General features: G+C 32.0%; 24 protein-coding genes and 1 pseudogene. 10 read left to right on the forward strand and 15 right to left on the reverse strand.

The window, feature by feature from the left end:
- Nucleotides 1-10: 10 nt before the first annotated feature.
- Entirely contained in the window at nucleotides 11-1,201 is a 1,191-nt protein-coding gene (locus tag CIGNP85_RS07000) for an ABC transporter permease (RefSeq protein WP_086224818.1), read from the reverse strand.
- Nucleotides 1,201-3,756: a preprotein translocase subunit SecA gene (secA, locus tag CIGNP85_RS07005; RefSeq protein ID WP_086287644.1), complete on the reverse strand. Its 2,556-nt coding sequence runs from the start codon at nucleotides 3,754-3,756 to the stop codon at nucleotides 1,201-1,203. The genes CIGNP85_RS07000 and secA overlap by 1 nt, the downstream gene beginning before the upstream one ends.
- A 119-nt stretch (nucleotides 3,757-3,875) precedes the next feature.
- On the opposite strand from secA, the gene lolA reads away from it, so the two are divergent.
- Nucleotides 3,876-4,391 (forward strand): LolA-like outer membrane lipoprotein chaperone, encoded by a 516-nt coding sequence (lolA, locus tag CIGNP85_RS07010; protein WP_086228147.1) that lies wholly within the window; start codon nucleotides 3,876-3,878, stop codon nucleotides 4,389-4,391.
- A gap of 8 nt (nucleotides 4,392-4,399) precedes the next feature.
- Here the strand turns inward: lolA and CIGNP85_RS07015 are convergent, their stop codons facing one another.
- On the reverse strand, nucleotides 4,400-4,858 hold the full coding sequence (locus CIGNP85_RS07015; RefSeq protein ID WP_086235903.1) for a hypothetical protein: 459 nt from the start codon (nucleotides 4,856-4,858) through the stop codon (nucleotides 4,400-4,402).
- The gene (locus tag CIGNP85_RS07020; protein ID WP_086268708.1) at nucleotides 4,855-6,168 is read right to left on the reverse strand and encodes an ATP-dependent DNA helicase; all 1,314 of its coding nucleotides are present in this window, start codon (nucleotides 6,166-6,168) and stop codon (nucleotides 4,855-4,857) included. The genes CIGNP85_RS07015 and CIGNP85_RS07020 overlap by 4 nt, the downstream gene beginning before the upstream one ends.
- 53 nt (nucleotides 6,169-6,221) lie before the next feature.
- Here CIGNP85_RS07020 and CIGNP85_RS07025 point away from each other — a divergent pair, with 53 nt between their 5' ends.
- Nucleotides 6,222-8,129, forward strand: coding sequence for a bifunctional C40 family peptidase/M15 family metallopeptidase (locus tag CIGNP85_RS07025; protein ID WP_086287645.1), 1,908 nt, complete (start codon nucleotides 6,222-6,224; stop codon nucleotides 8,127-8,129).
- Here CIGNP85_RS07025 and gltS read toward each other — a convergent pair.
- The 6 genes from gltS to CIGNP85_RS07055 all read right to left on the reverse strand — a co-directional run bounded on the left by gltS (nucleotide 8,122) and on the right by CIGNP85_RS07055 (nucleotide 15,078).
- Nucleotides 8,122-9,324 carry a sodium/glutamate symporter gene (gene gltS / locus CIGNP85_RS07030; RefSeq protein ID WP_086287647.1) on the reverse strand — a complete coding sequence of 401 codons (1,203 nt, stop codon included), beginning with the start codon at nucleotides 9,322-9,324 and terminating at the stop codon, nucleotides 8,122-8,124. The genes CIGNP85_RS07025 and gltS overlap by 8 nt on opposite strands.
- Nucleotides 9,325-9,466: 142 nt before the next feature.
- A complete protein-coding gene (locus tag CIGNP85_RS07035; protein ID WP_086287649.1) occupies nucleotides 9,467-10,117 on the reverse strand; it encodes a hypothetical protein in 651 nt (216 codons plus the stop codon).
- A gap of 163 nt (nucleotides 10,118-10,280) precedes the next feature.
- Nucleotides 10,281-11,468: a cell division protein FtsZ gene (gene ftsZ, locus CIGNP85_RS07040; RefSeq protein ID WP_086224826.1), complete on the reverse strand. Its 1,188-nt coding sequence runs from the start codon at nucleotides 11,466-11,468 to the stop codon at nucleotides 10,281-10,283.
- 13 nt (nucleotides 11,469-11,481) lie between these two features.
- Nucleotides 11,482-12,918 (reverse strand): cell division protein FtsA, encoded by a 1,437-nt coding sequence (gene ftsA, locus CIGNP85_RS07045; RefSeq protein WP_086235898.1) that lies wholly within the window; start codon nucleotides 12,916-12,918, stop codon nucleotides 11,482-11,484.
- Between the two features lie 2 nt (nucleotides 12,919-12,920).
- Entirely contained in the window at nucleotides 12,921-14,393 is a 1,473-nt protein-coding gene (locus CIGNP85_RS07050) for a peptidylprolyl isomerase (protein ID WP_086241022.1), read from the reverse strand.
- 106 nt (nucleotides 14,394-14,499) lie between these two features.
- Nucleotides 14,500-15,078, reverse strand: coding sequence for a class II aldolase and adducin N-terminal domain-containing protein (locus CIGNP85_RS07055; RefSeq protein WP_086226298.1), 579 nt, complete (start codon nucleotides 15,076-15,078; stop codon nucleotides 14,500-14,502).
- Between the two features lie 107 nt (nucleotides 15,079-15,185).
- Between CIGNP85_RS07055 and rsmH the strand changes: the two genes are divergently transcribed.
- From rsmH to CIGNP85_RS07070, 3 genes are read left to right on the forward strand one after another with little or no spacing between them, the layout of a single operon-like run.
- Nucleotides 15,186-16,109 carry a 16S rRNA (cytosine(1402)-N(4))-methyltransferase RsmH gene (gene rsmH, locus CIGNP85_RS07060; RefSeq protein ID WP_086287651.1) on the forward strand — a complete coding sequence of 308 codons (924 nt, stop codon included), beginning with the start codon at nucleotides 15,186-15,188 and terminating at the stop codon, nucleotides 16,107-16,109.
- A complete protein-coding gene (locus tag CIGNP85_RS07065; RefSeq protein WP_086224831.1) occupies nucleotides 16,106-16,387 on the forward strand; it encodes a hypothetical protein in 282 nt (93 codons plus the stop codon). Before rsmH ends, CIGNP85_RS07065 begins: the two co-directional genes overlap by 4 nt.
- Nucleotides 16,387-18,336, forward strand: a complete 1,950-nt coding sequence (locus CIGNP85_RS07070; RefSeq protein WP_086287654.1) for an FUSC family protein — start codon at nucleotides 16,387-16,389, stop codon at nucleotides 18,334-18,336. Before CIGNP85_RS07065 ends, CIGNP85_RS07070 begins: the two co-directional genes overlap by 1 nt.
- A 60-nt stretch (nucleotides 18,337-18,396) precedes the next feature.
- Here the strand turns inward: CIGNP85_RS07070 and CIGNP85_RS08255 are convergent.
- The 4 genes and pseudogenes from CIGNP85_RS08255 to CIGNP85_RS07085 form a co-directional block, all read right to left on the reverse strand.
- Nucleotides 18,397-18,539: pseudogene (locus CIGNP85_RS08255) on the reverse strand (signal recognition particle receptor subunit alpha); the annotation flags it as partial.
- Nucleotides 18,540-18,597: 58 nt separating this feature from the next.
- Complete coding sequence (locus CIGNP85_RS07075; RefSeq protein ID WP_086224833.1) at nucleotides 18,598-19,527, reverse strand: SLAC1 anion channel family protein; 930 nt, start codon at nucleotides 19,525-19,527, stop codon at nucleotides 18,598-18,600.
- Nucleotides 19,524-20,198, reverse strand: coding sequence for a cytochrome b/b6 domain-containing protein (locus CIGNP85_RS07080; RefSeq protein ID WP_086226302.1), 675 nt, complete (start codon nucleotides 20,196-20,198; stop codon nucleotides 19,524-19,526). The genes CIGNP85_RS07075 and CIGNP85_RS07080 overlap by 4 nt, the downstream gene beginning before the upstream one ends.
- Complete coding sequence (locus CIGNP85_RS07085) at nucleotides 20,198-21,139, reverse strand: 4Fe-4S dicluster domain-containing protein (RefSeq protein WP_086224835.1); 942 nt, start codon at nucleotides 21,137-21,139, stop codon at nucleotides 20,198-20,200. Before CIGNP85_RS07085 ends, CIGNP85_RS07080 begins: the two co-directional genes overlap by 1 nt.
- 73 nt (nucleotides 21,140-21,212) lie before the next feature.
- Between CIGNP85_RS07085 and CIGNP85_RS07090 the strand changes: the two genes are divergently transcribed.
- From CIGNP85_RS07090 to CIGNP85_RS08390, 4 genes are all read left to right on the forward strand, one after another.
- Nucleotides 21,213-21,848, forward strand: a complete 636-nt coding sequence (locus CIGNP85_RS07090; RefSeq protein WP_086224836.1) for a Crp/Fnr family transcriptional regulator — start codon at nucleotides 21,213-21,215, stop codon at nucleotides 21,846-21,848.
- 80 nt (nucleotides 21,849-21,928) lie between these two features.
- Nucleotides 21,929-23,278, forward strand: a complete 1,350-nt coding sequence (locus CIGNP85_RS07095; protein ID WP_086228138.1) for an NAD(P)/FAD-dependent oxidoreductase — start codon at nucleotides 21,929-21,931, stop codon at nucleotides 23,276-23,278.
- Between the two features lie 20 nt (nucleotides 23,279-23,298).
- On the forward strand, nucleotides 23,299-23,472 hold the full coding sequence (locus tag CIGNP85_RS07100; protein ID WP_086224838.1) for a YgaP family membrane protein: 174 nt from the start codon (nucleotides 23,299-23,301) through the stop codon (nucleotides 23,470-23,472).
- A 350-nt stretch (nucleotides 23,473-23,822) separates the two neighbouring features.
- Complete coding sequence (locus CIGNP85_RS08390) at nucleotides 23,823-23,978, forward strand: hypothetical protein (protein WP_179187397.1); 156 nt, start codon at nucleotides 23,823-23,825, stop codon at nucleotides 23,976-23,978.
- Here CIGNP85_RS08390 and CIGNP85_RS07105 read toward each other — a convergent pair.
- Entirely contained in the window at nucleotides 23,964-24,476 is a 513-nt protein-coding gene (locus tag CIGNP85_RS07105; RefSeq protein WP_086224839.1) for a hypothetical protein, read from the reverse strand. The genes CIGNP85_RS08390 and CIGNP85_RS07105 overlap by 15 nt on opposite strands.
- 93 nt (nucleotides 24,477-24,569) lie before the next feature.
- On the opposite strand from CIGNP85_RS07105, the gene CIGNP85_RS07110 reads away from it, so the two are divergent.
- Entirely contained in the window at nucleotides 24,570-25,445 is an 876-nt protein-coding gene (locus CIGNP85_RS07110; RefSeq protein ID WP_086287656.1) for a D-amino acid aminotransferase, read from the forward strand.
- Nucleotides 25,446-25,561 lie beyond the last annotated feature (116 nt).

The following is a 25,561-nucleotide window of genomic DNA, read 5'->3' on the forward strand; positions in this document are numbered from 1 at the left end:
CTAAGTAAATTTATTCATTTCTTAAGGTAGTTAAAATATCTACATTACTAGCTTTTTTGGCTGGATAATATGATGATAGCAAAACAATTACTATCGCACCAATCAAGATCATTGCTAAATCACTTAAAGCTAACTCCATTGGTAATTTTGAGCTTCCATAAACATCAGCAGGTAAATTTACTATATCAAAGCTACCTAGCAACCACACTCCAAAAAGCCCCAAAATAAGACCAAAAATTATCCCGCTTCCTCCGATTACAACACCTTGAACAAAAAAACTTTTTTTAATCTCGCTTTTACTAGCACCAAGTGCAAGCAAAAGAGCAATCTCTTGACGACGATTCATCACAGTCATCAAAAGTGAGCTAATGATATTTAAACTAGCTACCAAAATAATAAGCATTAAAACAATAAAAAGCGCCCTTTTTTCTAGCTCTAAAGCACTAAAAAAATTACCATTTTGTTCCCACCATCCAATAGCTCTTTGACCTGGGGATAGATTTTGATTTAATTTGACAATATCACTCTTTGGATTATCTGAGTAGATATGAATTCCATCATATCTACCACTTTCATAGCCTAAAATTTTAGCCAAAGCATTAACATCTGTATAAGAATAAGCCTTATCATATGCGATTAATCCGGAGCTAAAATTAGCTACATAATTAAATCTTTTCATCGTTGGCATAGATACTAACCCGCCAGCACTAAGCTGCATAAATAGCATAGTAACCTTCTCATTAAGCGAAAGGGCAAAATCATCAGCAATTCCCTTGCCAAGAAGAATTTCAAAACCACTTGGAGTAGTATTGCTAAGTGCCTCTTTTACCACAGAGTTTATCTGTTTTTCATAATCAAAATTTACTCCAAACAATAGACCGCCTTCAAGCTTATTGCCATGTTTTACAATAGCTTGAGTAGAGATATATGGGCTAAATTTAAGCTCTTTAAACTGCTCTTTAAGCTTAGCTACATCGCTATCATCGATAGAGCCTTTCATATAGCTTATAATCGTGATTGGATAGTTCATAGTAAATAGCTTACGCTCAAATTCTTTATCAAAACCATTCATTATAGCCATAGCAATTATAAGCACCATAAGCCCAACACTAACCCCCAAAAAAGCTAAAATCGCCGATAGTGTGATAAATGGCTGAGACTTATCAAATCGTAGATATTTAAATAGCAGATACTTAACCACTAGGCAAAGACTCCGATTTTTGGCCCACTCTTACCACAACACTCTTTATATTTTAATCCACTACCACAAGGGCAAGGCGAGTTGCGAGATGGTTTTTTACCGGTTTTTAGGCTCTCTTTTGGCGTTTCTATATCTTTAGATTTTGGCTCTTGCGATGGCTCTTCTATTTTAAATTTAACCACCTGTAAGGCTCTTGCACTATCTGTTTTAAGCTTGCTCACAAGCTCCATAAATAGATTATAACTCTCTTTTTTATACTCTGTTAGGGGATCTTTTTGGTTATAACCTCTAAGGCCGATTCCTGTTTTTAAGATATCCATTTGATATAGATGCTCTCTCCATGCCGCATCTAAAATTTGAAGATATAGCAATTTTTCAATCCCTTTTCTTTGTTCAATATCTATTTGCGACATCTTTAGCTCATAATCAGCAGCCAATTTATCTATAATCAATCCTTTAAGCTCATTAAAATCAAGACCTTTAAGCTCATTTGGATCAATATCAATTAGACTATTTTCTTTTACCACAAGAGCTAATCTATTCGTATCAAAATCTTCGCTTAACCCACCTTCTATAACATCAGCCTCACTTAACATCATTAATACTAAATCTTCTCTATTTGAGATTATTTTCTCTTTAAGATCGCTATTTGGATCTAATAGCTCATCTCTATATTTATATATAGTTTTTCTTTGTTCATTTGCTACATCATCATACTCTAAGACATGCTTTCTACTCTCAAAATGCAAGCTCTCTACTTTCTTTTGAGCATTCTCTACAGCACGAGTAACTAGCCTACTCTCTATACTCTCACCCTCTTCGATTCCAAGTCTTTCCATAATAGCTTTTATCTTATCACTACCAAATATCCTAAGGAGATTATCTTCTAAGCTTAGATAAAATCTACTAACACCGGGATCACCTTGACGACCAGCACGACCCCTTAATTGATTATCTATACGGCGACTCTCGTGCCTTTCTGTGCCTATGATATATAACCCACCAAGCGCTCTAACCTCATCATCGATTCTGATATCCACGCCACGACCAGCCATATTAGTTGCAATAGTTACAGCACCTTTGGCTCCAGCTTCGGCAATGATTTGCGCCTCTTTTTCATGGTTTTTAGCATTTAATACAGAGTGAGCTATACGCTCTTTGACTAGCATTTTGTGAAATACTTCACTCTTTTCGATACTTGCAGTACCTACTAGCACTGGCTGACCTTTAGCATTTGCTATTTTTATCTCTTCTATTACAGCTTTAAATTTCTCATTTTCACTCTTATATATTAAATCATCTTTATCAACTCTTTTAATTGGTAGATTAGTTGGGATAGAGATTACATCTAAGTTATAAATTTGAGCAAATTCAGCTGCTTCAGTCTGTGCTGTACCAGTCATTCCAGCAATTGTTCCATACATCCTAAAGTAATTTTGAAAAGTGATATCAGCTAAAGTTTGGCTCTCTTCTTGGATTTTTACACCCTCTTTGGCCTCTAAGGCTTGATGAAGGCCTTCACTAAATCTCCTACCTTCGCTAAGTCTTCCTGTAAATTCATCTACAATTACTACGCCTTCATCACGAACTACATAGTGTACATCTTTTTCAAATAGATTATGAGCTTTAAGAGCTTGATCTAGATGGTGGCTTAAGATTGCATTTTCTAAATTATATAAATTTTCTACACCAAATAGCTGTTCAGCTTTAGCGATTCCAGCCTCAGTTATTATTATAGTTCTACTCTTTTCATCTACTATAAAATCCCCAGTTGGCTTATCTTGTGGTGTAGCAGCTGGCTCGCCTTTTACCATCGCTCTAGCCACTTCATCAGCTTTTATATACCCATCTAATGTGCGATTAGTAGGCCCTGAGATAATCAATGGAGTTCTAGCCTCATCTATTAAGATACTATCAACCTCATCTACAATTACAAAATTATGCTCTCTTTGCACCTTGCTAGATAGTTCAAATTTCATATTATCACGCAGATAATCAAAGCCAAATTCATTATTTGTACCATATGTAATATCAGCATCATATGAGGCTTTACGCTTTGTATCATCATACTCGCCACCTACTATAATACCAACACTAAGGCCTAAAAAATTATATATAGCACTCATTTGAGTAGCATCTCTTTTGGCTAAATAGTCATTTACTGTAACTACATGAACCCCTTTTTTATCCATAGCATTTAACACCACCGGCAAAGTCGCTACTAAGGTTTTGCCCTCACCAGTTTTCATCTCTGCAATCTTGCCTTCATTTAAAACCATACCGCCTATTAGTTGCACATCAAAGTGTCTCATATTTAAAACTCTTTTAGAGACCTCTCTAACAATAGCAAAAACATCATTTAATATGCTATCTTTAGTAACCTTACCATCTATTAAAGAGATTTGCAAAGTAATAAATTCGCCCCTTAATTCATCATCACTTAAGGCTTCATATTTTGATTCTAAGGCATTAATTTTGGCTACTCTTTTATAATATTTTTTAATCTCTTTATCATTTTTAGTTCCAAATATTTTTCTAGCTATGAATGAAAGCATATTATATCCTGTAGTTAAAATAAGTCGCTATTTTATCTAAAAATCCCTTAAATTTAAGCTTTTATTTGCTAAATTTAGCTAAAATCATCTATTTAAAATACTCAAATTTAAGGCAAAATATGAGAAAATTTATACTTGTTTTTATCCTATCTTTAAATCTTTTTGGAGCTAATGAGTTAACATTTAAAAGTTTAATTGGCGAATTTACTCAAACTATCACCAGTCAAGACCAAAAGATAATATATACTGGGTCGTTAGCTATTGATAGTGATTTTGGTGCATTTTGGCAATATAATACACCAATGCAAAAACTAATATATTTTAGCAATAATCAAGTTATTATCATAGAACCAGAATTAGAACAAGCCATAATTACTAACCTAAAAAGTTCTCCAGATATCACTAAAATACTAAAAAACGCCAAAAAGCTTAGCGATGATAATTTTCAAGCAGTTTATGAAGATGTAGTCTATGATATTATAACGCAAAACTCACTACCAAAACTCATTGCTTATGAGGATAAACTAGGCAATAAAGCTATAATTGAATTTACCCAAATAAGCAAAGATAAAATAATAAGCAAGGATATTTTAACGCCACAAATTCCAAGCAATTACGATATTATTAGCAATTAAAATTTTTATTAAAATCTACCATCTAAGAGTTGATTTTCAATCTTTGGTAAATTTGGCAAATTAGGCTGAGTTGAATCACCCTTGTTGTGCATATCTCTTATAGCATCAAGAATCTTTTGAACATTAGTTTCATCGACAAATTTGAGCCTAATGATATATATATCATCGATTGTTATAGAGTGCTTTTTATCTATATATTTTGTTAGAGTAGATTTAAAGCTCTCTTTGCCCTTTGAGGTCATAATATCTTCAGCATAAAAGCTACCTACAACAATATTTAAAGCATCATAAATAGGCGCTCTTGCCACATTATCATCTCTAGTTATAATCTCTAAATCCATTGATATTTTTTTAAGATTATTTACATCATATTTGGAGTATAAATCACTCTCAAACCCCTCTACACTCACCACATCACCAAAGCTAATTCCACATAAAATTAGCCAAAACATAAAAATTTTTTTCATATTCCTTCCTTTATAAAATTCTCTTTTTCATAAAACCTAGCTACGCATTTATCTATATTTACTACACTTTTTAGATATGAGTAAAAATCTCTTTTGCGTGTATAAATTATACTTAAATCATTCCAGCTAATTGCTCGTGATAGTGCTACATAAAGCTGTCCATTAGCAAAAATATTATTTAAATCACATACCAAACGCCTTATACTCATACCTTGTGATTTATGGATTGTAATAGCGTAGGCTAATTTTAGTGGAAACTGAGTAAATTCAGCCCGCAATTTCTCTTTTATACCGCCTTCATCATCTTTTTCATACTCAAAAAGTGAATATGTAAATGGCTCTACATCGGCTATATTTCCGCTATCTTTTAGTACACTTATGCTAACTACCACGCCATTATCATCTTTATTAATATTTTTGATAATGCCTTGTTCGCCATTATAATACTCGCCCCATTTATTACATAAAAACATAACTCTAGCACCAATTTTTATCTTAAGCTCACTTAAGACATTTAGATTATTTATCCATTTAGTATAAGCATCGTTTTGCAGTGTCTCATCATAAACTCTACCACTTGCACTTATAGTTTCAAGCTGATTTGGAATCTGGGCTAATTTTTTAGCATTTAATGCATCAGCTTCAGCATTTCTACCATATAAAATTACGCTATCTTTGGCAATCTCATTTGTAATTTTTGAGCTTAGTTTTTTGTAAATTTCAGCATCAATATTTCCTAGTCTAATGCGTGAAAGCATAGAATAAAACTGAGTATCTGATGTACGCTTAGATATTACCAATTCAATATTTTTAAATTTAAAATTATACCAAGCTGTCGAGTCAAATGCATAGTTAAATTTTATTAATGTCATATCATCTTTTTGGCGTTTAATAGGTGGGAGCTGATAAAAATCCCCTACAACCATAAGCCGCCCTTTAAATTCACCCTGCATCAGACGCAAAGATATCATCTCCATCAATTCAGCACTTACCATAGATATCTCATCAATTATCAAAAGATCGATATTTTTGATAATATCAAATAACTCTTTTAACTTTGATTTTTGCTTAAGATCAAGAGCTTTTAGCTCCATATGATTAGCACAAAGCCCAAATTTAAAAAAGCTATGTATAGTCACCCCACCGATCCCAACAGCACTAATCCCAGTGCTACCAAGTGCTACAATATTCTTACCATTATCTTTATAAATTCGCATAATCTCTTTGGTGGTATAGCTCTTGCCTACTCCGCCACCACCAGTTAAAAATAGATTATTATCCCTAAGAAGCTCTATAATACAATTTAACAAACTATTTATCCTATTTTTGTTAGAATTATACCCAAAAAATATTAAGGATAAAGATGAAAAATTCACTACTATTTCTAATAATTTTTATATTTTTGGGCTGCGCTAAACAGAGCTATACGCTAAATGAGTTAAATTTAAGGCTTGATTTGGATTTTAATCAAAGTGCAAATATCCTACCTGATACCACTCTAAACTTCAAATCAAATAATAATGAATTAATCAATAGATATTTTAGCGTTTGGGATAGCGGATTTGATGTGGATATAAATGAGGCTATGTGGGCGTTTAATACCTACACTTATGATAAGCAAAAATATTATGGAGAGAGCCATATCTTGCGTGATCAAGAGTGGTTTGATAGACACAGACAAAATGCGAATTTCGCAGCTTATAAAAGAGTTTTAAAACCTGCAATAATCCTTAGAGATACCGCCGTTAGGAGTTTTCCTACCAAAGAGAGACTATTTTTGGATAGTAGGCCAGGCGAGGGATATCCATTTGATTACTTACAAGATTCAAATTTAGAAGCCTTTCATCCAGTTTTGGTATCACATTTTAGCCTTGATGGTGCGTGGGCATTTATCCAAAGCGACTCATTTACCGGCTTTGTAGCCAGTAACGATATCAAGATTCTAAACAAAAAAGAGGCTAATGAGTTTAGAAAATCCAAATTTGGCATATTTATCAAAGATAGAGTCGCTATAAAAGATCAATCTAATAAATTTCTATTTTACTCAAGAATCGGCGGCCTAGTCCCATATACAAAGATTGAAAATGGCAACTTCATCACCCCACAAGGCTATAAAATCAGCCAAGATATCGCCACTATAAATTTAGAGCTAAACTCCAAAAACGCTAAACTAATATTAAATGAGATGATAGGGATGAATTACGGCTGGGGCGGACTCGATGAGCTTAGAGATTGCTCTGCTTTTACCAAAGACTATTTTGCTAGTTTTGGAATTTGGCTACCACGAAACTCCAAACAACAATCCCAAATCGCTCAAATAATAGATTTAAAAGAGTTATCAGATGAAGCCAAAAAGGCCAAAATAGTTGAATTTGGCATGCCTTATGCTACGCTTTTGTATATGCGTGGCCATATCATGCTCTACACCGGCGTAGTAGATGGCAAAATCAGCGTTACTCACGCTTCATGGGGTTTAAAAACCAAAAACAACTCTAGAGCAGTCATAGGTCGCACAGCTATAACTGATATCGAGATTGGCAAGGATAGAAGTGATATAAAAGCGCTTTTATTAAGCCTTGTAGAGTCTATGAATATCTTAACCCCAAATCCAAAACTAGCCCTACAAAATAGCTACAATATCAAATTTCAAAACAATAATATAATATTTGCCAACAACTCATATATGCCATATGAGATCGGTAGTAGCGATATTTTAAATAACCCAAGTATAAAAGATATGTTTGCTCTCAACTACCCACTTTTAAAGCCTTTAAACTCTAAGTTAACAGACGCTGGACGGATAAGAAATGAGCAGTTTTTTAACGCAATTTATGGCGATAGCAAAGAAGCAGTAGAGGCTAATCTAAGCGAAGTAATCTGGCTAAAAAATAGCCTAAACCAAAAGATCAAATTCAACTCCTTAAATGGCGCAGCCAAAGCACTACAAAAAGTCAGCGATGAGCTTGATATATTGGTAAAAAATGAGCCAAATTTGATTATCTATCTTAAAGATATCGGCGGAACATTTAAATATAGAAATATAGCCCAAACCAACAGGCTATCACCGCATAGCTGGGGAATCGCTATAGATATAAATGTAGCAAATAGCCACTACTGGCTATGGAGTAAAGATGGCTATCAAAACAAAATTCCATATAAAATAGTAGAGGTATTTGAAAAAAATGGATTTATCTGGGGCGGCAGATGGGAGCATTTTGATACAATGCATTTTGAGTATCGCCCCGAATTTGCCGCCTTAGGGGTTAATTAAATATAGGCAATCCCATCATTGCTGAAATTATAAAGGCATTTATAATATCTATGAAAAACGCCCCAACCAATAGAATAACGATAAACGCCATATGGCTTGGGCCATAATGTTTTGTTACCGTTTGCATATTTACAAGTGCCGTAGGCGTAGCACCAAGACCAAATCCACAATGCCCAGCCGATAGCACAGCCGCATCATAATTCTTACCACAAAATCTAAAAGTGATAAATATAACATATAATATCATAAGGATAATTTGAACTATAAGAATTGTTAGCATTGGAAGTGCTAGTGAGATAAGTTGAGCGATATTGATAGTCATCAAAGCAAATGCCAAAAATAGAGATAAACTCACATTGCCAATCACAGAAATTTCACGATCAAATACTGTGTGAATTTTGGTTGCTGATAGGATATTTCTAAGCACAGCACCAGTAAGCAAACACCAAACAAATGTAGGCATAGTTACAAATGTAACAATTTTTTTAAGCTCAGTCCCCACTAGCAAACATATAGCAATCAACGCCAAAGACTCCACAAATGAAGAAGATGTTATCAATCTTCGTTTTTCAGGCTTTTCAAAAAGAGTTGGATCGTCCTTTTCTTCTAAGCGATGTCCGCTTAGATTATTTTTCACAACCAAATATCTAGCCACAGGTCCACCTATGATTCCGCCTGCTATCAAACCAAATGTAGCCGCTGCCATCGCTACTTCCATAGCTGGAGCGTAGTTATAAGGCTCTTTGATAAACTCAGCCGCCCACGCTGCACCCGTACCATGCCCACCACTCATTGTGATAGATCCTGATAGCATTCCTATAATAGGATTTTCACCCATTGCCAAAGCCACACCGATACCGGCTAAATTTTGTAAAATCAATAACCCAGTTACAATAAATAAAAATCCGATAATTACCTTTCCACCCTTTTTAAAAGAGGCGAAATCCGCACTAAGACCGATAGTAGCATAAAAGGCAAGCATTAATGGATCTTTAAGCGAACCATCAAAATTAAAGCTAATCCCAATATATTTATTAGCTATAAATAACAAAATAGCCACAATAATCCCACCCACAACAGGCTCAGGGATATTATAAACTCTTAGGAATTTAACATGCTTGATGATGAAAGTACCTAATAACAAAACAAAAACCATCGCACAAAGAGTGGAGTAAAAATTGAGTGTAATTTCCATTTAAATCCTTAAAATTTAATATTAATACCTATTATATTTAATTTATTTAAACAATAAAGCATTTATGAGAATTTTTGATAATAGCCAATACCCAAATTCTCACTACTAATATCTATTCTTATGTCTTAGCTAGAGCTCTTTTTTATTGGAGTTTAAATACATTATCAAAAAAGTCAGCAACCATTAAGGTTACCAAAACTTTATCAATCGGCATAGTTGTATCGCATTTTGTCCCCAAAAATATATCAGCATTAAGATCAGCAACTGCTTCTATAATTTCCATAGCTTCGGCTATATCGCTCATCGGACAATCAGGATGTATAGTAAAATTAACTATAGCACCCATTGTGCCTTTTATATCTATACCACCTAAAAGATGAGATTGCATAGCTGATTTTAAGGCTTCTTGAGCTGCCTTCTCGCCTTGAGCCTCGCCAATACCCGTCAAGAAACATTCTATACTACTCATAATGGTTATAATATCAACAAAATCAATATTGATATCGTACTCACTATGACTAAGAAATATAGAGCTTATACCATTTACTGCACTCGCTAAAATAGTATCAAATGATTCAATGTTATCTTTTGGGTCAGCTTTACTATCTGTGATATCACTTAATTTCTCATTTGAGATAACTACAACGCCATCGCACATTTTTTTAAGCTCATTAATATTTTTAGTAGCAAGTTGAATTTGTTCATTATTTTTAAATTTAAATGGAGTGGTTACTATAGCTATGCTAGTTTGGTAAATATAATTAGTGGAGTAAAAATTGAGTGTAATTTCCATGTTACCACCTTAAATTTAAATTAGATTTATAATTATATTCAGTTTAGCTTAAATAAAAGGTAGATTTTGGAATTTGTAGTTAAATTTAAGTTATAAATAAAAGATAGATTTAAGAGTTGGTGGCCAAATTTAAGCTTGACCACCAATAAAGGGGCTAAATTTATTAATCTAATTGGTGACGACTAATTGTTGGAATATCTAAATCATCGCTACTAATATTTAAATCCAAACCTGAAACTCTACGATAACTAAATATACTCTCTTTTGGCTCTTCAGCTTTTACTGGAGTACTCTCTTTAGTAGCTGCTACTGTAGTTGCATTAGCAGTAGCGGTAGATGGTTGAAGTTTAGCTACATTGCTATCTGAAAAACCAGTAGCTACTAAAGTTACTAAAACTTTATCAACTGGCATATTTATATCACATTTTGTACCCCAGAATATATCTGCATCAGGATCAGCAGCTGCTTCAATAATCTCCATCGCCTCAGTCATATCGCTCATTGGACAATCTGGATGAATGGTAAAATGTACAATAGCACCCATCGCACCTTTTATATCCATATCATCTAATAATGGAGATTGCATAGCTGATTTTAAGGCTTCTTGAGCTGCGCCATCACCTTGAGCTTCTCCTACCCCCATAAGTGATAGACCTCTATGACTCATAGCAGTTTTTACATCAGCAAAGTCAAGATTAATATCACTCTCACCATGACTAAGAACGATTGAACTCATACCATTTACTGCACGCGCTAAAATACTATCTACAATTTTAAAGCTATCTTTAATTCCAGCTTTTCTATCTACTATATTACTTAATTTCTCATTTGGTACAACTACTACGCTATCGCACTCTTTTTTAAGCTCGTTTATACCCTCAACTGCTAAGCGCATTCTCTTGCTACCTTCAAATTTAAATGGGGTAGTTACTACAGCAATAGTTAGCGCACCAATCTCTTTAGCAGCTTGAGCTACAATAGGAGCTGCGCCAGTACCGGTACCACCGCCAAATCCAGAAGCGATAAATACAATATCAGAATTTTCTAATGTTGTTTTAATATCTTCATAACTCTCCATTGCAGCCTCTTTGCCTACAGTTGGTTGCATACCAGCACCTAAGCCTCTAGTTTTTTTCTCACCTAGTTGAATTTTATTTGGGGCTGCTGAACTATCAAGTGCTTGCGCATCTGTGTTGGCTACAATTAAATCCACAGTTTTCATACCATCTTCGTTATGTATACCTTCTCTAATGATATGATTAATCATATTACCGCCGCCGCCGCCGACACCTACAACCTTAATCTTTGCACCATAAACATTTTGTTTCTCTTCTACTGTAAAACCACTCATCACAAGCCCCTTTTTAAAATAAATTTTTTAAATAGTTCATAAATTTAGAGACAGAATTGACCTTTTCTAGGGCAATATTCTCTTTTAGGACATCTTTGTCGCCATTATCATCAATTTTAAGATCTAGTTCCATTTTTTGCTTAGGCTGAACTTTAGGCATAACATCATCAAAATTAGCTGAATTATTACTTGGAATAGTCTGCGGGATATGCTCATCAAATTCTTTAGTTTCCACAAATGGATTTGGTCTTAATACTATCTCATCTTTGTGGCGTAGCTTTCGCTCAGAGTCTATTTCATATGGAGTAAAATATCCAGCACCATATAGACAAAGTCCAATTGCGCATGAATTTGCTGGGTCTTGAAAGACATCAATAGAACCGCTAAACTCTCTTGGTCTAGCAATTCTAACAGGCATATTATCAAATATTGCAGTAGCTAACTCTCTAAGCCCTTCTATCTTAGCCATACCACCAGTTAGCACAATACCGGCTGAAGCATACTCTTTATATCCACTCTCGCTAAGCATCTTAGCAAGTATCATTAAAGCCTCTTCAACACGCATATATATAACATTTATTATTACACTAATATCTACTTCGTGACTAGAGTTCTCATCTCCTAAATCAGGCAATACTATTAGCTCGTTACTTCTAGGCTTTAATGTGCCATATTTTATTTTTACTTCTTCAGCTACTGCTGGTGGAGTGTGAAGTACTGTAGATATATCAGTGGTTATGTTTAAACTTCCAACTGATAAAAAATCATTATATCTAATTGAATTTCCTGAGTGAATCACCATATTACAGCTAGAACCACCTAGATCAATTAATACTGTACCTAAAGCTTTTTCATCTTCATTTAATGTAGAAATTGCCGAAGCATATCCGGATAATACAATATTATCAGCTTTTAATCCAGCTTTTTCTATCGCTTTTCGTAAATTCATAATAGCGGATTTTTGCACAGCAATGATATGAGCTTGCACCTCTAGCCTAGTACCATTCATACCAAGTGGATCTTCTATATTGTCTTGTTCATCTACTTTAAAATTATATGGTAAAGTATGCAAAATTTCATAATCGTGTGGAATTTTTACCTTATATTCAGCTGAACTAATAGCGCGCTCAATCTGCTTGATTGTTACTTCTTTTTCAGGAATATTTACCACATCTTTACAATTAATATTTTTTGCATCTTTACCAGATATTGAGACTATAACTTTATCAAATTTAATTCCAGCTGTCCGTACTACGCTGCTTACGACTGATTTTATAGAATTTGAAGCTAATTCGATATTTGTGATTGAGCCCTTTTTTAGTCCTTGGGATTTGATAGTTCCCATACCGATAACTTTTATAGTATTTTCTAATGACCTTGGCTCGTGTTCTACCATCACAGCGCAAATCTGCGTAGAACCGATATCAATACCTAAAATTTTAGTTCCCACGACTACTGACCTTTGTAATATTGTTCTATCTTATATCTATGCTGAAGTGATGAGAGTAAATCATCTATTAGCTGTTCATTTTTAATATTATAAGCACTATTGCTTAATAAATTTTCATATTGCGATATATCATTAGCATTTGCTAATTTTTGATCTGTGATCTTATATATTATAGCTTTATTACCTACAATTATATAGCCATCTTTTACATTTCTTGCAAAGATTGAATTTATAAACTCACTCACTTCATTTTCATTTAATCCATCAATCTGCGGCATAGAATCCCTAGATACAAATCCAATATCTTTACCACTAAAATTATCTAAAGCTCTCTTGGCCTTAATCTCTAGGCTATCTTTTAGTTTATTATCTATATACTCATCTATTATTAACTCTCTAGCCTCTTCATAATTCATAGGCTTTGGCAAATCTTTAGAATCCAATCTTGATATCAGATATCCGTCTTGATAGTTCATTCTATATTTAACTGGCTTTATATATTCGCCGATTTGAGTATTTTTCAGCTCTTGTGCTTCAAATTCATAATCATCATCTAAGGCAATTAGATCAAATTCAAGCTCCACTTCACCTTTTTTGGCTTTTAGATATTCGCTTAAGGCTAATTTTCTTGTTTGTCTCATATCGTAATCATCTTTTACACGCTCTTTTGCCGCTTCAAAGCTTAAAATTTTATCAAATCCATCTCTATACTGAGCTCTATTTTCTTCATAATACTCTTGTAATAAGGTTAAATTCTCATCGCTTACAACTTTTGGGATGAATTTGCCTTTGAGATTGTATTTTGTCTGGGTTAGATATTTATCTTTATTTTTTTCCCAGATTGATTTTAGCTCATTTTCATCTACTTTTATACTATTTCTATCTAGGGAAATAATCTGCGCAGATACCTTATCTTGCATAAAGTAGCTAGCTGCTAACATATCTAAATCTTTATCGCTAACATCAACTCTAATAGCACTAAAAAGCTTCTTCAGTAACAGACTATTAGCTAAATTTTGTTCATAATCTTTTGGTGAAATTCTAGCCTGTTTTAATGCATTTTCGTATTTTGTTTTATCAAATTTGCCATCAGTCAAAAAACTAGCATCACTCATTAAAGCTAAAATTATCTCTTCCTCAGAGATGCTTAACCCTAGTTCATCAGCATAACTTAACATAATATTATCTTGGATTAATCGTTGCAATACAATCTTATCAAGCCCCATTTGTTCGGCTTGTTCTTTGCTAAATTTGCCATTAGAAGCATTGATATAATACTCATACATAGTACCATATTTTTGTTGAAATTCACCAATTGAAATATTTCTATTTCCAACTTTAGCTACCGATTTAGCACGATTGGTATTCATATCATAGGCACCCCAACCTACAAATCCAGCACCAACAAAAGCTATAGTGCTAACCCAAATCGTAACAACTAAATATTTCTTGTGTTTTTGCATCCAAGTTATCATCAAATCACCTTTTTTCTAAAGGCTTTATTTTAGCAAAAATTGCTTTTAAATTACCTTAAAATCAACATTAAAATCAAATTTTTCTTAAAGTTAATTTACCCAAAAATCAACTTGCAAATCCATTTGAAAAATTTAATAGTTTGCAGCTATTTTCTAAAAGCGCTATTGATTTAGCCAAATCATGTGCAGTTCGTTCATAAAGATAAACTCCATAACCTTTGATAACTACGATATTTGTACGCTTTTCTATCATATAGCGATAAATTTCTGATGGCGCTCTTTCATACCAATCATCAAATCTTTTTGGATCATAAATAAAAATATTACCAAATTTCATATAGCCAAAATAATCTTTTGGCTCCAAAAATGAATGATTTATGCTATAAGCAGTAATAAATGGTGGCATTGAATAGCAGACGTATTTTGCCTCAGCTATATTTTTGTAGATATTTAGATGGATATCAGCATCTATGCTTGCATCATTCCATCTATAATCTTTTTTAGAATATAAAAGTGTCAAATCATTATCATTTAGTCCATCAAAAATCGCATCTTTTTTATTAATAACAAATTGATTATGCTCAATTCTTGCCGATATTGAGCCGTGAAAAATACCTAGAAAATTCTTTTTAAACATCGATGCTGAGATTTTTTTAATCTCGCTGATTGAATACTCTATATTCATAACTCTTCCTAAAATTTGCACACAAATTACAATATTATACCAAATTATAAGGCTCTATTCATTAAATTTATGATAAAATTTTTGCTAAATTTATTAAAGGCAAACTTTTGAATTCTATCCATATTCCTGTTTTACTTAACGAAGTTGTTGAAGCTTTTAGAGATATTAATGATGGTGTTATATTAGATTGCACGCTAGGCTATGGTGGTCACTCAAAAGCTTTGCTTGATACCTTGTCAAATATCAAAATAATAGCCTGTGACCAAGATGATATGGCGATCTCTTATTGCACGAATAAATTTAAAAATTACACAGATAGAATTCAAATCTACAAAAGCAACTTTAGCCAAATTTTACAAAAAATTCCACAAGAAAATATAAGAGCTATTCTAGCTGATATCGGCGTTAGCTCACTTCAATTAGATTTAAATGAACGTGGATTTGCCCTTAAAAGCGATATTCTTGATATGAGAATGGATAGCTCAAATCGGCTTGATGCAAAAACTATAGTAAATAATTATAGTCAATCTCAACTTGAAAAGATATTTTATGAATATGGCGAGCTACCAAATGCTAAGAGTATAGCTAATAAAATTATTATTGCTAGGCAAAATAAAGAAATAAGCTCAGCTAAAGAACTAGTCCAAATCATTGGCAATTCAAATTTACAAAATCGATCTGTAAGTATAGCTACTTTAGCATTTCAAGCAATTAGAATAGAGGTAAATAAAGAACTAGATGTGCTAAAAGAGTTATTAAATTCGATCCAAAACTCAGCCATAAATCACGCAAGAGTAGCAATAATAAGCTTTCACTCACTTGAAGATAGAATAATAAAAGATAAATTTAAATCTTGGCAATCAAGTTGTATATGTCCATCTGAGGCTATGCGCTGCGAGTGTGGCAATAACCATTCTATTGGCAAAATTATCACCAAAAAGCCAATCACGCCAAGTGCTCAAGAGATAAAAGCAAACTCAAGGTCAGCATGTTCAAAAATGAGAATCTTTGATATCAAGAGGCAAAGATGACTGATAAAGAAAACCTACTCCAAAGCAACACTCGTAGAGTTAAAAATGAAGAGAATTTAAGCTTTAAGAGATTAATTATTGGATATATAATTTTATTTATTATTCTTATAATTACTCTACCAAAAGTATATTTTAGTAATGAAATTTACTATACTAGCAAAGATATTGCCGAACTAAAAAGCAAGCTAAATGTACTAAAAGAAGAACATAAACTACTAAAAAGAGATTTGGAATTTATAAGATATAAAAATCAAATTATAGATAATATGAGCGACTAATGCAAAAAGTGGTTAAATTTCTAAACCACTACGACCCATCGTGGTTTGCGCTAAATTACTCAATTAAGGCAACTATATCAATCTTAATCTGCGGCTTTGCGGGGAATTTTTTTGGTGGATTTTTAGGAATGGTATATGCTGCAAATTCATCTATGATAATATTTTTCTTAGCTTCTCTTGATGGTAGCACAAAAATTAAAATTTACTACTTCTTATTATACATTATACTTGGAATTTTTGCAATTTTATTTGTAAGTACTATTTTTAAATTTAGCTGGCTATTTTGCTTTTTTACGCTAATTTGGATGATGTTTGTAGGGTTTAGCACTCTTTTTAATCAAAATTTAAATAAAATACTTACAATTGTAAATGCTACTGGGCTTCTTACTATCATTGCTTCAAACCAATCTAGCTGGAATCTTGCAGACTCTTTAGAAAGCTTTATAGCTGGGAGTATAATTGCTATTACTTTTAGGCTTACACGCTTTGGCACATATGGTAAATTTACTAAAAAATCTTGCACAATGGTGCTTGATGATTTAATTAATATGAGCCAAAATATTAGTGATAAAGAATTTTTAAATTTAGCTAAACAATGCGATGAGCATATCAACGAAATTAAAAAAGTATTTACCCATAAAAGCTCCACTATAAAAGATGCTCGCCTAATCATTCACCACTCACGGGCAATTTTTTACCTATATAAATTAGAAGATATTTATCATCTACTTGTTGCTATGCAAAGGTATTTTAAATCTATAAAAAATCCGAATTTATTAAACGCTCTAAATAGCGAAATTACAAACAATTTAATTCAATTAAAAAATATATTTATAGATAAAAACAGCATATTAAAAATAGATGCTCTTAAATTAGCCAGGCAAAGTGATTATGAGATTTTTAAGGCATCTTTAGAGGTTTTATACTCCAAATTTGAACTAATAAAAGATGGCGGTGAAGATAAAATTGCGCTTGAATTTAAAGAAAAAAAGAGTCTAAAAAAGGCAATAAAAGATATAACTTTACATAATCCAATAGTACAAAACTCCTTACGCTTAGCTATTGGTGTAAGCATTGCTATTATCATCGCTAGTTTTGGTGATGTACATAATGGAGTTTGGATCGCAATTGGTGTAATAAGCATGAGCAAAGATAGCTCATATATGACTAAAATTACTGGAATTGCCAATATAAAAGGTGCATTAATTGGCATTACATTAGCATTTGTTTTAATTCATATAGTAGTAAATGAGAATCTATTTGCTCTATTTTGTGTAGTTTGTATTTTTCTAGCCTTTTATTTTAAAAACTTCCCACCAGCCTATGCTATGGCAGCTTTTATGTGTGCATTTACTATGGTATATTCTCTTATTTTAGGTAATGCAATAAGCGTAGTATATATTAGAATTATCGATATTTTAATTGGATTTATCCTATCATTTGTCGCAGCATTTATACTATTTCGCCATACTAATGAGATCAAGCTTAGTAATACCTATATCAATCTTTTACCTAAATTTAAAAATCTTAGTAATAGCGTTATCGAAGGCAGATTTTCAATAGAGCAAAATGCGATATCAAATAGCCTTACCAATTATCACAACACAATTACCCAAAGCGATAGAAACAAAGAGTTAAAGCGATATCTTGAAATTTATAAAAATCTTCATGATATTAGCTCGCTACTTAGCAATCTTAAAGTTTATACCGATTCACTCAAACAATCAAATAAACTAATTACTGCCAAAGATGCGCTAAATTCAGATATAAACATAATCTCAACTAGATTTGAAATGATAGAAAAAAGAGTAAATAAACTCCCATATTACTTTTATGATAATATGGAAGATAGAATATTAAGCCAAGATATAAAGATTAAATTTCTACTCTTAGAGATTGCCAAAAGACAAGATAGGATAATTGCTCAAAGCGATCTACTTATCAGATGATATACCATGAACTAATCTATCTAAGACATATTTTTCTAAATCTTTGCGTGAGACTTCGTGCTCTTTTGTTACTTTGTAATAGACATCAGCCTTTAAAAGCGACTTTTTAAGTGTTTCTAATGCGTTTTTAAAGCCTTTTCATCATCAACAAATTTAAGTTTATTTACAGCTGATTTTAATGATTCGCCAATAAGTTCAAACACTATATACCTTTTTGAAATTTTGATTAAAAAGTGCTAATTATACTTTAAAATTCTTTAATCATTCCATTACGCATATATTTTTTGCTATAATATTTTTTACAGTATGATAAGATACATATATAACCATCACACAAAGCAAGATAAAAATAGTCATTCCTATATAGAGAAAAGCTATGTTGTTATTAATATTATAACCCTCTAAAATCGCTATAGAAGCTGCAGCACTAGGAAAAATAAACGCCCACCATGATAAGAAAAATTTAAGTTTTAAAAAATTTTTATACATATAAATCACCATAAAACTAAAAAATATAGTAAGATTAAGCATAATATTAGCAGCAACATCAAATCCTACAAGCTTATAATATCCCAAAAACCCAACAGCTGGAGGAGCTATCATAATAAATAGTGTAGGCATAAATTTTTGCGCTAGCTGCTCATGAAATAATATTCTATAAAACATTATAGAAAATAAAATAATCCAAAAAAATACCCCTATGCTAAAATAATACCATAACCATTCATAGTTTTTATCTGATGATATAACAACTATTAAATTACCTACTACTGGTATAAACCAAGCTGGATTGGAGTGCTTGATCTCTAAATTCTTATTAATCCAAAATGCAATAACCCTAAAAGTTATATAGGTTTGCAATATTAAACCACTATAAAATAACCACTCATATACAATACTTTTTTGCCATAGATTGGCTAAAATTAAAAAAGATATAGGTATCGCACCAAAGAAATTTAATCTTATTTGGTGATTAAATTCACTTTTTACTTCATCGATATTTATAAATATTTTAATAGCATACAACAATACAACCAATAAAAAAATAGCAGATGTAATAATTTTAAATATATCAAAATATAAACTATTAATTTCAAATACTACACTGACTTTTTTTATAGCCATACTAAACCCGCCAAATCCCATTATAATGGCAAAAAACATAATAGGAAAATTGCTTATTCTACTCATTTTTTATCCTTGCCATTTTTTAATATTTTATTAGCCTCTTTTATACCCTCTTTCCACAATTGATGACGCTTTAATGTGTATTTTGCATCTACCTTGCCACTAAACATTGATATAAGCAAAAAGCGATTAATTTTAGGTATAAAGGCTGCTAAATGGGCAATAATTAATATTATGATAAGTATCATACCCAAATTATGCAATTGTGCCGCCCAAAAATATGCCCAATTTGCTATATCAAATCCTAATAAATTCTTATATGTTTTTATTAATCCTGTAAATACTAGTATAAAAAGCGTAAAAGCAATTGCTATATATGCTAAGCGTTGTTCTGGTAGATATTTTTGGTTTGGTGGTTCTTGATCTTTTGTTATCATAGATTTTATAACTAAATAACTATTTTTTATATCGCCTTTTTTAGGTATGATATCAAACTCTTTTTTTAAACTATGATAAACTATATGATAAACTCCAAAAAATATAAGCCCTATAGCAAAGATATAATGCAATACTAGACCTTCAAAATACTCGCCACTCCATTCCCATATATTTGCTACGCCATATCTTTTAGCCACTGGCATTTGAAATATACCAGTTAAAATAAGTCCAAAAGTAGATATAGCAACTCCCCAATGTATGATACGATTTTGCAAACTCTGTCTATATATTTTCATTATTTATCCTTTTTATTCCATTTTATAGCAGATATAGTTGCAGCACCTATTGCAGCTAGTGGAGTAATCATTGCAGCCATAGCTAAATTTTCGCTCTTTTGTAATGGACTATCTACTCTAGCCATATGAGGTCTGCCTATTTTATTTGTTAAATTTTCATATTTTTTTGTTATTGCTTCATTTATAGATTCAAAATCTACACTACTTAAGTATATTGTAGATGTTCCACCATTTTCTTTTAATCCATATATATGCCTGTTTTCTTTATTTACTATACTCATTATCTCATTTTTTGGAGCAAATTTTATAGCTTTTTTTGGACATTGATTTTGACATGCTGGCTTATCGCCTTTATTTAGCAGATCTTTACACATATCGCATTTATACATTACACCGCCACCTGCTAATTTTGGCGCTATATTTAAATATAATCCAACACCAGCTTGACGCTGCGGTATCTGCCACGGACAAGCATCTCTACATTTAGCACCGCCAAAACAAAAATCCTTATCAATATCTACAGCTCCATATTTATCTTTGCTTATAACGCCAAAAGGGCATAATTTTTGGCATGGAGGGTTATCGCAATGCATACAGCGTCTTGGTATATTTATCTTTTTACCATTTATCTCTATCTTTTGAACATATGTCCAATTATATGGGGTTAATCTATCTATAATATCTTTTTTATCACTATAATCTTCATATTTTTTTTGAGGCCAATAATTCATTATAGGCTTTTTAGGATCTGGGAATTTATCTTTATTATGTGTTTTGCAAGCACTTATACATTTTGGTACTTCAAAACCTTCGCACCCATCGCATAAATCAAGATCTATTATACTCATCATCTGAGAATTCTGCCTTGATATTTCTTGATCAGCTAAAAGCGGTGTAGCACTAGTCATAAGGGTAAATTTTAAAAAATTACGCCTATTCATCTTCTTATATCCTTATATATTTTTAAGGAATTATAGATAAAATAATGCAAATTTTCAGTGATAAAGTTACCAAATGAAAAAAGATATAGAGCAATTTATAGATAAATTTAAAAAATTTAATTTGTCTAAAGAAGATTTAGATACTGTTAGTTCAAATGTTAAAATAATGGAATTTAAAAAAGGTGATGATGTAATAGTCGATAAAAATAGCTGTCAAGGTTTTATATATGTATTAAAAGGGAATTTAAGAGCATATGCAATATCTACAACAGGAAAAGAGATAACAGTATTTAATCTTAACTCTGGAGATGAATGCATTCTTTGTGCTAATTGTATGACTGATAATTTGCAACTTGAATTAAATTTACAAGCCAATAAAGATACAAAAATACTATTATTACACTCTAGTTACTTTTCAGTATTAAAAGATAAATACCCATCAATAGCATCTTTTGTAGTAGAGCTTTTATCCATAAGATTAGCTAGCGCTATTAAAGTTATGACACAAGCTCTATTTACGCCAATTACACAAAGGATTATTGACTTTCTTAAACAAAATGCTACAAATAATCAAATTCAAATTACACACGAAATACTTGCTAGCCATTTAGGTACTGCAAGAGAGGTGGTATCAAGAATTTTAAAAGATATAGAAAAAGAGAATCTAATAAAATTAGAGCGTGGGAAAATAATTATTTTAAATTTATAATCTTTTGTGACTTTATCACTGATAAAAATAGAAAATCTATATATAATCATAATATCTATTTTCCTAATAAAGGATATATTATGAATGAAATTCAAAAATCCCGCAGAGACGCTCTAAAAATATTTACCTTAGGTTCTGCCTTAGCAGCTACTTCTGTTACTATACCTACACAAGCCAAAGCTGCAAGTGATTTATCTCCAAATATAGCTATCATAGGAGCTGGACTTGGCGGTATCACAATGAGTGCTCATCTAATAGATATAATGCCAAAAGCAAATGTTACCTTATATGATGCAAATCAAACAATGCATTATGAGCCTGGATTTACGCTAATTGCTGCTGGTGTTTATACTACCAAAGATACAAAATATGATAAAGCAGATCTAATAAATGAAAAAGTAAAATGGGTAAAACAAAATGTACAAAGTGTAGATCCAAACAATAATTCACTTACAACAAATGATGGCAATATCTATAAATATGATTATTTAATAATCTCTACTGGGGTGTATTATGATTTTCAAAGTGTAAAAGGTTTAAATGCTGATATTATAGAAGATCCTAACTCTAAAATTACTAGTATATATACTCCAAATGGAGCAACAAAATCAAATAAATTTATTCAAGAATTGGTTAAAAATGGTGGTAATGCTCTATTTGCCGAGCCAAATACACCATCAAAATGCGGTGGAGCAAATAAAAAGGTAAATATGCTATTAAATGATTTAGGTCAAAAAAATAACCAAAAATCTTTAAAAACTATACTATGTACAGGTAGTGCAAATATGCTCTCAAGCCCATTACACGCTAAGATGATTGAACAAATGTATATACAAAGAGATATGGAGTATAAAACACGCCACCTTTTAGTAGAAGTTGATACCATAAATCAAATAGCTAAATTTGACAAACTAATGCCTTATACTCAAGACTCAATACAAAAAATAGCAAAAGAGAGAGTAGAAATACCATATGATTATCTATTTGTAGTGCCTAGAATGAAAAGTGCTGATTTTATAACTCAAGCTGGTTTAAACACAAGCAAAGGCGATGTAGCTGGCAATTGGGTTGATGTTGATCAATATACATTACAACACAAAAAATATCCAAATATATTTGCACTAGGAGATTGCGCTGGAGTACCAAAAGGCAAAACAGGAGCAAGTATACGCAAACAATATCCAGTTGTAGGTGCAAATATATTATCTCACTTAAAAAATAAACCTTTAGAGGCTAAATTCGATGGCTATACAGCTTGTCCGCTACTTACTAGATATGGTAAGGCTGTTATGGTTGAGTTTAATTATAAAGGAGCTGCACCGACATTAGAATGTATGGGTTCTACAAGAGAAAGTTGGCTAAACTGGGCTGTTAAGGTATATTTAATGAAGCCTATGGTTATGCAAGCTATGATACATGCTAAAGCTTAAAAATAAAAAAAGGATATAATATGAGTAACTTAGATAAAACTATAAGACTAATAATAGCAGCTATAATATTTTTTGTATTTGGATTTGTATGCCAATGCTGGTGGTGGTTAATCGGACTTGTTCCGTTGCTTACTGCAGTATATGGATATTGCCCATTATACTCACTAATAGGCAAAAAAAGTTGTAAAAAATAGCTATTATGCCTCAAACGAGGCATAATACTCTTAAAATCCATGTAATCTTTTTAAATCTTTATATATTAATTTTTTATTACCTTTTTCATCTACGCTAACATAAGCTACTTCAGCAGTTGTAACTGGAACACACTCACAAAAATTAAAATTTACTACTTCTTATTATATATTATACTTGGAATTTTTGCAATTTTAAAAGATATCTATAAATCTATAAAAATCTACAAGATATTAGCTCGCTACTTAGTAATCTTAAAGTTTATACCGATTCACTCAAACAATCAAATAAACTAATTACTACCAAAGATGCGCTAAATTCAGATATAAACATAATCTCAACTAGATTTGAAATGATAGAAAAAAGAGTAAATAAACTCCCATATTACTTTTATGATAATATGGAAGATAGAATTTTAAGTCAAGATAGCAAAATAAGATTTTTGCTCTTAGAGATAGCTAAAAGACAAGATAGGATAATTGCTCAAAGCGATCTACTTATCAGATGATATGCCATGAACTAATCTATCTAAGACATATTTTTCTAAATCTTTGCGTGGAATTTCAAGCTTTATAGCCTCATTGTAGATTATCTCAATTTTTTGAGAGTATTTCTCATATGGAAAATATGGAAAATGAACCCTCCAAGCCGCACGAATCAGCTCAAGGCTAATGAGTCTCCTAGTCCAAACTCTAAAATAATCAAACCCGATAAACACGCAAGCAGTTAAAATCACTGTAATAATAACAGATATATGCAAATCAGCTTCAAATTTGCTAAACAAAATATGAAGTATCCATACAAAAAGCGTTAAAACAATAAAACAAAGAAGAGCATAAATAGCATAAAATCTGCGATTTCTATAACGGAAATTTAACTTAGCAGGATCAATTAGCATGCCCTCATTATACAGACAATTCGCCTCTAAAAGATCACGAAAAAGCACCGGCTGCTTAGACACTACAAATAAATTTTTAAACATAAATTGCTTAATTTTCTCTATCATTTTCATACTTTTTAAATAATTTTTGGTATGTTATTATATCTAAAAATTAGTCAAAATCTGATAAAATAGCTCAAATTTAAAAAAGGAGCTAAAATGGCGGCATTGATATCTATGCAAAAGGTCTTTTTAAATGGTGAATTTGTAGATAAAGATAGTGCGAAAATAAGCATATTTGATCGTGGATTCATCTTTGGGGATGGGATTTATGAGGTTGTGCCGGTGATAAACTCAATTATAGTAGAAAAAGATGGATTTTGGGATAGATTTCAAAGAAGCTTAAATGAGATTAACTTAAATTTACCCTATACAAATGATGAATTTGAGAGTATATTAAACAATCTAATAGAGATAAACTCACTTAAAGAAGGTGGCTTATATATCCAAATCACCCGTGGTGTAGCCCCAAGAGATTTTAGCTTTGTAAAAGGGGTTAAACCAACGATTATGGCCTTTGCTTTTAGTGATAGTGTGCTAGAGCATCCAGCAGCAAAAAGCGGTATTACCATCATTTCAACACCTGATATAAGGTGGAAGCGACGAGATATCAAGTCCATATCCTTATTAGGTCAATGCTACGCCAAAAATCAAGCTACGATAGCCGGGGCCGATGAGTGCTTTATGGTCGAAGATGGATATGTAACTGAAGCTGGCAGTAGCAGTGCTTTTATCATAAAAGATGGCGCACTTATCACCAAACCACTATCTAATGAGATTCTACCTGGAATTAGACGCAATAGACTATTAAATTTAGCTAAGCAAATTGGCTTACAAATACAAGAGCGTAAATTTAGCATGGATGAAGTCTATAACGCAGATGAGTGCTTCATAAGTGCTGCGACTATAATATTATTGCCAGTCATTAAAGCCGATGGTAAGGCCATAAATGGCGGCAAAATCGGAGAATATACAACTAAACTTAGAGAGCTATATAAAAGGGCTTTAAAACTAGAGGCTAATATAAGCTCATAAATAGCACATTTACCAATTTCTAATTATAAAGATATGATAAAGATTTAAATCACTCAAGCCTAGCAAAGCTAATATTATAGCCTTTGCTAAGCTTTAATAAATAGACCAAAGTAAGT

The sequence above is a fragment of the Campylobacter sp. P0085 genome (genome assembly GCF_002139495.1).
Classification (GTDB): Bacteria; Campylobacterota; Campylobacteria; order Campylobacterales; family Campylobacteraceae; genus Campylobacter; species Campylobacter devanensis.